The following is a 6025-nucleotide window of genomic DNA, read 5'->3' as shown; positions in this document are numbered from 1 at the left end:
GGACCGGCCAGCCCAATAACGGCGAGATGATCCTGGGCGGGGCCGGCGATGATGGCCTGTTCGGCGGCAGCGGCGACGATATCCTCTATGGCGGCAATGTTGATCCCAATGACCGCACCAGCCTGGGCGATGACTGGCTGATCGGCGGCGCCGGCAATGACAAGCTCTATGGCGCCGGCGGCAACGACCGACTGCTCGGCGGCGCGGGCAACGACAGCCTGGAAGGTGGCGAAGGCAACGATGTCTATGTGATCAACCGCGCTGAAGGCTTTGACAGCATCCTGCAAGCCGGCATCAGCGATGGCAGCAGCAGCACGGATCTGGTGCTTTTTGGCGCCGGCATCGCCCGGGATCAGCTTTGGCTGCGGCAAAGCGGCAACAACCTGCTGATCGATGTTATTGGCGAAGCTGCAAGCCAGGTCAGCCTGGCCGGCTGGTTCTCAGACACCACCAATCGTATTGATGCGATTCGCACCAGCGATGGCAGCCAGGAATTGCTGGCCAGCCAGGTGCAGAATCTGGTTTCTGCCATGGCAAGCTACTCAGCCGCTGTGCCCGGCGGCATGACCCTGAACAGCACGGAACATGCGGCACTGGATGGCGCGATTGCCGCCGCCTGGCAAAGCTATTCATAACGCCCTCCCCACAGCCGGCAACCAAGCAGGTTAACCCCGGCCAGAGGCGCCCGCATTGCCAAAAAGCCAAGCCGGCTGCTGGCAGCACGCTTCATATCTGATATATGAGTAGGTCTGGACAAGAACGGGGAACGCCCAATGAATCAGATCGACCTCAAAGGCCGCCGCGCCATCGTAACCGGTGGCGCCCAGGGTATCGGCCGCGCCGTGGCCGAGCGGCTGCTGGCTTCCGGCGCCCAGGTGGCGCTGTGGGACCGCGATGCGGACCTGGCCAATGAAACCGCCGCCGCCCTGGGCCAGGGCAGCATTGCGCTGGCAGTGGATGTGACCGATTACGCCGCCGTGGCAGCAGCCACCAGCGAAACCGCCGCCCGGCTCGGCGGCATCGAATTGCTGGTCAACAATGCCGGCATTTCCGGCCCCAATGCCACGGTGCAGGATTATCCGCTGGATGCCTGGAAGGCAGTGATCGACCTTGATCTCAATGGCGTGTTCCATTGCTGCCGCGCGGTGGTGCCGCATCTGCTGGCCGGCAAATATGGCCGCATTGTCAATGTGGCCTCCATCGCCGGCAAGGAAGGCAATCCGAATGCCGCCGCCTATAGCGCGGCCAAGGCCGGCGTGGTGGCGCTGACCAAATCGCTGGGCAAGGAACTGGCCGGCCATGATATCGCGGTGAATTGCATTACCCCGGCCGCTGCACGCACCCGGATTTTTGACCAGATGTCGCAGCAGCATATCGACTATATGTTGTCAAAAATCCCGCGTGGCCGCTTCGTGCTGGTGGATGAAATCGCCGCCATGACCGCCTGGCTGCTCTCGGCCGAGAATTCATTCACCACCGGCGCAGTGTTCGACTTGAGCGGCGGACGTGCTACCTATTAAAATAGTTTTGTAACAACATGGGTCGACACGGCATATGCCTCAGAGCAGGGAAGCAAAGTTTTCAATTGGCGATGTGGTGAAACATCGTCTCTTCCCGTTCCGGGGTGTGATTTTTGATGTCGACCCGGTGTTCAACAACACCGAGGAATGGTGGCTGGCGATTCCGGCCGATATGCGGCCGCGCAAAGACCAGCCTTTTTATCACCTGCTGGCCGAAAACGCCCAGACCAGCTATCAGGCCTATGTTTCGGAACAGAACCTGCTGCCGGATGGCGAGGGCGGCCCGGTGAACCATCCCGATGTGCCGAAATATTTTGATGGCTATCGCGACGGCCATTACATCTGGCGCGGCGGCGCCCGGATGTAGTTATTTACCTTGGCCGTTGGGCGCGTGCTGGAATTCCGGCACAAGCGCTTTCAACAACTCCAGCACCCGCGCCGTATCCCGTTGCCGCGCCGCCTGGGCCAGTTGATCCAGGGCACGCTCCAGTTCCGCCGCATCGATCACCCGCGGCGCCGCCAGCAGGATGCCCTGCTGGTTGGTCGGCACCAGGGTTTCGGCCTGGTGCAGCACTTCCTCATACAGTTTCTCACCCGGCCTGAGCCCGGTGAAGGCGATCTTGATATCCGCATCCGGCCGCAAGCCGGCCAGGCGGATCATCTGGCGGGCCAGATCCTGAATCCGCACCGGCTCGCCCATATCCAGCACAAAGATCTTGCCCGCCGCCAGCATCGATTCGGCCGGCAAGGCCGCCGCTTGCAGGATCAGTTCCACCGCTTCGCGCGTGGTCATGAAAAACCGCGTCACGTCCGGATGCGTCACGGTGAGCGGGCCGCCCTGGGCCAGCTGGCGCTCAAATAGCGGCACCACCGAGCCGGAAGAACCCAGCACATTGCCGAAGCGCACGGTGACAAAACGGGTTGTGCCGCCTGCGGCCGACATATCCAGACCCCGGACATCCAGACTCTGGACATCCAGACTCTGGGCCACCATCTCGGCCACGCGCTTGCTGGCGCCCATCACATTGGTGGGGTTCACGGCCTTGTCGGTGGAGATCAGCACCATCACCCCCACCTTGTGGCGCAGGGCGGCATGCGCCAGCAGGCTGGTGCCGATCGCATTGGTGAGGATGGCTTCCTCAACATTGGCCTCGGTGAGCGGCACATGTTTGTAGGCGGCGGCATGCAGCAAAATATCCGGCCGCGTCTCGGCCAGCACCTGCTCCACCCGGTCTGGCTGGCGCACATCGCCGAGCAGGGCGCGGCGCGGCAGATCGGGCCAGCGCTCGGCCAATTCCATGTCAATCTGATAAAGCGCGTGTTCGCCTTGCTCAAACAGGATGATCTCGGCCGGCGCCAGGTCGGCCACCTGGCGGGTCAACTCGCTGCCGATGGTGCCGCCGGCGCCAGTGATCAGCACGCGGCGGCCATGCACCAGCCGCTGCACGGCATCGCGGTCCAGCACCTTCTGCGGCCGGCCCAGCAAATCCTCGATATCAATCGGGCGCAGGTTACGGCTGGCGCTGGCAGCCCCCTGGCGCTGAAAATCCGTCAGCCGCGGCAGCCGCGCCACGGTCATGCCGCGCTGTGCCGCCAGATCGAGCAGAGCGGTCATGGCGGCACGATCCGGCTTGGCATCGGCCAGGATCAGGCGCTGCGGCCGGTCGCTGGTGGCAAAACGCGCCAGCAGATCGTCCAGTTCATCCAGGCTGCCAAGCACGCGCACCCCGCGCAGATCACGGCCCTGGCGGGTTTCCTTGGCGTCCAGAATGCCAACCACGCGATAGCCGGCGCTGCGGTCGCGCTCCATCTCGCGGATAAAGCTCTCGGCGGCGGCACCTGAGCCGAGCAGCAGCACCGGCACGCGGCGATCCACTTCGCGCTTCAGCGCCACGATCAGGCTGCCATCCTTCCAGGCGCGATACAGCAAACGCGGCCCGGCCAGCAGCAGGCAGAGCAGGAAATACTGGATCACCACGGCGCTGCGCGGATAATCCTCCAGCCGGTTGAGCCAGAATTGCAGCGGCAGATAGATCAGCAAGGCCAGGGCGGCGGCCTTGGCAATCGCCATCACGTCATGCGTGGAAGCAAAATGCCAGATGCCGCGATACAGCCCCATGGCATTGAACACCGCCGCCGCCACCAGGGTGAAGAGCAGGGTCTGCTCCGGAAATTGCAACCATATATAGGGATCGCCAGACAACCAGAAGCGTAATGCCACGCCGCCTTCATAGGACAGCGCAGCCATGGCGATATCGTGCAGCGCCACGGCGGCGACACGGCTGTTGAAACGGAAGTAACGGGAAAGGCCGGAGGACACGGGCTGAATTCTGGCTGCTGACGGATGGTCAGGCGCCATTCTACCCGCTCTGCTGCCGGCAAGCTACGGCCTGGGGTGGCTTGCAAATCATGGCGTGAACGGAGAAATTGCGCCGGCATGAATCAACCGCCAACACCCTGCCTGGATTATCCGGCCAACCCCGAGAAAAAAAGTCAGGCAGCCTATTGGCTGAACGGCATGACGGCGTTGCAAAGCTGCGGCTTTGTGCTTTTGGCCGTAAGCACCGCCCTGCCCCTGCCCGTGTATGATTTGCTGCCGATGCTGTCGCAGTATTTCACCTATGGGCTGAACAATGCCTCTCTGTTGCCATTGTTCAACGGCCACGCCATCCCATTACCGCGCCTGCTGCTGGTGCTGGAAGCCGAACTGACCGGCGGCCATGCTGCCAGCCTGACCATCCTAACCCTGGCCTGCTGGCTCGGTTGCACCGCGCTGCTGTTACGGCAAAGCCGAAATGTGCCACCAAGCTGGCGGCTGGTGATTCGCACGGCGCTGGTCTTCTGCCTGCTGCGCGCCTTTCTGCTCGAAGCCATCGTGATTCCGAACGGCTTCAACTACGGCCTGCTCTGCTTTTTTGCGGTGCTTGCCATCATATTGGCGGTGGCAATGCCCAAACCGGACTGGTGGCATCAGCCGCTGGCCGCATTATCGGCTTTGGCAGCCGCTCTCAGCCTCGGCAATGGCTTATTGCTGTTTCCCCTGCTGGGCCTGCTCGGCATGATCCGGCAGCAGACCTGGCGCGCCGCCATCCCGCATGCCTTGGTCGGCGCCATAGCGATCAGCTTCTATTTTCCAGGCACAATCGAGCATGCACCCCGCGATACAATCGATCCGCTGCGCATGCTCGACCTGCTGCTGCATATTCTGGGTTCACCCTGGATCATCAAGTCATCGCTGATCGGCTATATCTGGGCCGGCCTGTTGCTTGGCGCCAGCCTGGGGCTGATCGCCTGGCTGTTGCGCCGCCTGAGCCGGCTTGATCCGCTGCATTATCTGGCCCTGGCTTTGCTGCTTTTTGGGCTTGGCTCGCTCTGCCTGATAAGCTATGCGCGGCAGGATTTCGGCAGCGTTATTGGCACATCCGGACGGTACGGGATGCTGAATGGATTATTGCAAGCCGGCCTGTTGCTGGCCTTGCCCGGTTGGCAGCAAAGCCTGCCGGCCGCTGCATCAAGCCGGCTGGCCAAGGCGCAAAGATGGCGCTACGGCTTGCTATTTGCTGCTGTACTGCTGCTGGCCGAGCAGGGCGCGATTGGCCGGGTCTATTGGCAGATGGCGCAGGAGGCGCGCCAGGATGCCATCGCCCTACGCGCCGGACAGCGCGATCCGGCCTTGCTGCGCCATGTCCACACCCAGCCGGACGAAGCCTTTCGAATATTGGATGAATTGGCGCAGCGCCGGCTTTATGGCTTCGCGCCGCGATAGAACTCGGCCAGCAATTGCTGCAAACCCGGGCGCCAATCCGGTGCCGCGATGCCGTGTTGCTGCAAAAGCCTGGTGCCATCCAGCCGTGAATTGGCCGGGCGCCGCGCCGGGGTGGGGTATTCCGCTGTAGTGATCGGCAGCAGGCGCGGCTGGCGGCAACCATAAGCCGCCGCCGCAGCCAGAATCGCCTGGGCGAAACCGAACCAGGATACATGCGGCTGGCCGGCATAATGGAAGGTGCCATAGGCTTCTGCCGGCAAGGCCTCAGGCGCTGTCATACGATCCGCCAAAGCCAGCAGGGTTGCGGCAATATCCGCCGCCAGGGTGGGGCCGCCAACCTGATCGTCCACCACGCGCAATTCATCGCGTTCGGTCGCCAGGCGCAGCATGGTCTTGGCAAAATTGGCGCGATACGGGCTGACCACCCAGGATGTGCGCAGGATGATATGCCTGTGCAGCGCATCGCGCACCGCCGCCTCGCCCGCCGCCTTGCTGGCACCATAAACCGAGAGCGGCGCCACTGGATCAGCCTCGCGCCAGGGCCGTGTGCCGCTGCCATCAAACACGTAATCAGTGGAAACATGCAGCAGCGCGGCGCCATGCCGGGCGCAGGCGCGCGCCAGATGGCCCGGCCCGGCGGCATTCACCGCCATGGCCTGCTCGGCTTCACTCTCGGCCTTGTCCACCGCGGTATAGGCGGCAGCGTTGATCACCACGGCCGGGCCATCTGGCGCGCGCC

General features: G+C 63.2%; 5 protein-coding genes and 1 pseudogene. 4 read left to right on the top strand and 2 right to left on the bottom strand.

Features of this window, described 5'->3' with window-relative positions:
- The 3 genes and pseudogenes from KBB36_RS19065 to hspQ form a co-directional block, all read left to right on the top strand.
- Positions 1-635 (top strand): annotated as a pseudogene (locus KBB36_RS19065) (hypothetical protein); the annotation flags it as partial.
- Positions 636-773: 138 nt separating this feature from the next.
- Positions 774-1520: an SDR family NAD(P)-dependent oxidoreductase gene (locus KBB36_RS19060; protein WP_290984813.1), complete on the top strand. Its 747-nt coding sequence runs from the start codon at positions 774-776 to the stop codon at positions 1518-1520.
- A gap of 34 nt (positions 1521-1554) precedes the next feature.
- Positions 1555-1887 (top strand): heat shock protein HspQ, encoded by a 333-nt coding sequence (hspQ, locus tag KBB36_RS19055; RefSeq protein ID WP_290984810.1) that lies wholly within the window; start codon positions 1555-1557, stop codon positions 1885-1887.
- On the opposite strand, the gene KBB36_RS19050 is transcribed toward hspQ, so the two are convergent.
- A complete protein-coding gene (locus KBB36_RS19050; protein WP_290984807.1) occupies positions 1888-3840 on the bottom strand; it encodes a nucleoside-diphosphate sugar epimerase/dehydratase in 1953 nt (650 codons plus the stop codon).
- 117 nt (positions 3841-3957) lie between these two features.
- Here KBB36_RS19050 and KBB36_RS19045 point away from each other — a divergent pair, with 117 nt between their 5' ends.
- Entirely contained in the window at positions 3958-5286 is a 1329-nt protein-coding gene (locus KBB36_RS19045; RefSeq protein ID WP_290984805.1) for a hypothetical protein, read from the top strand.
- Here KBB36_RS19045 and rfbD read toward each other — a convergent pair.
- Positions 5265-6025, bottom strand: a 761-nt coding sequence (gene rfbD, locus KBB36_RS19040; protein WP_290984803.1) for a dTDP-4-dehydrorhamnose reductase, incomplete at its 5' end; no start/stop codon positions are given. The genes KBB36_RS19045 and rfbD overlap by 22 nt on opposite strands.

The sequence above is a fragment of the Ferrovibrio sp. genome, from assembly GCF_017994015.1.
GTDB lineage: Bacteria > Pseudomonadota > Alphaproteobacteria > Ferrovibrionales > Ferrovibrionaceae > Ferrovibrio.
Note: the sequence above shows the minus strand (reverse complement) of the source record. Positions and strands in the feature narration are given on the sequence as shown.

Bases quoted from the DNA above. Each gene is read 5' to 3' on its own strand.
- KBB36_RS19060 (WP_290984813.1), top strand. From the start codon at position 774: ATGAATCAGATCGACCTCAAAGGCCGCCGCGCCATCGTAACCGGTGGC.
- hspQ (WP_290984810.1), top strand. From the start codon at position 1,555: ATGCCTCAGAGCAGGGAAGCAAAGTTTTCAATTGGCGATGTGGTGAAA.
- KBB36_RS19045 (WP_290984805.1), top strand. From the start codon at position 3,958: ATGAATCAACCGCCAACACCCTGCCTGGATTATCCGGCCAACCCCGAG.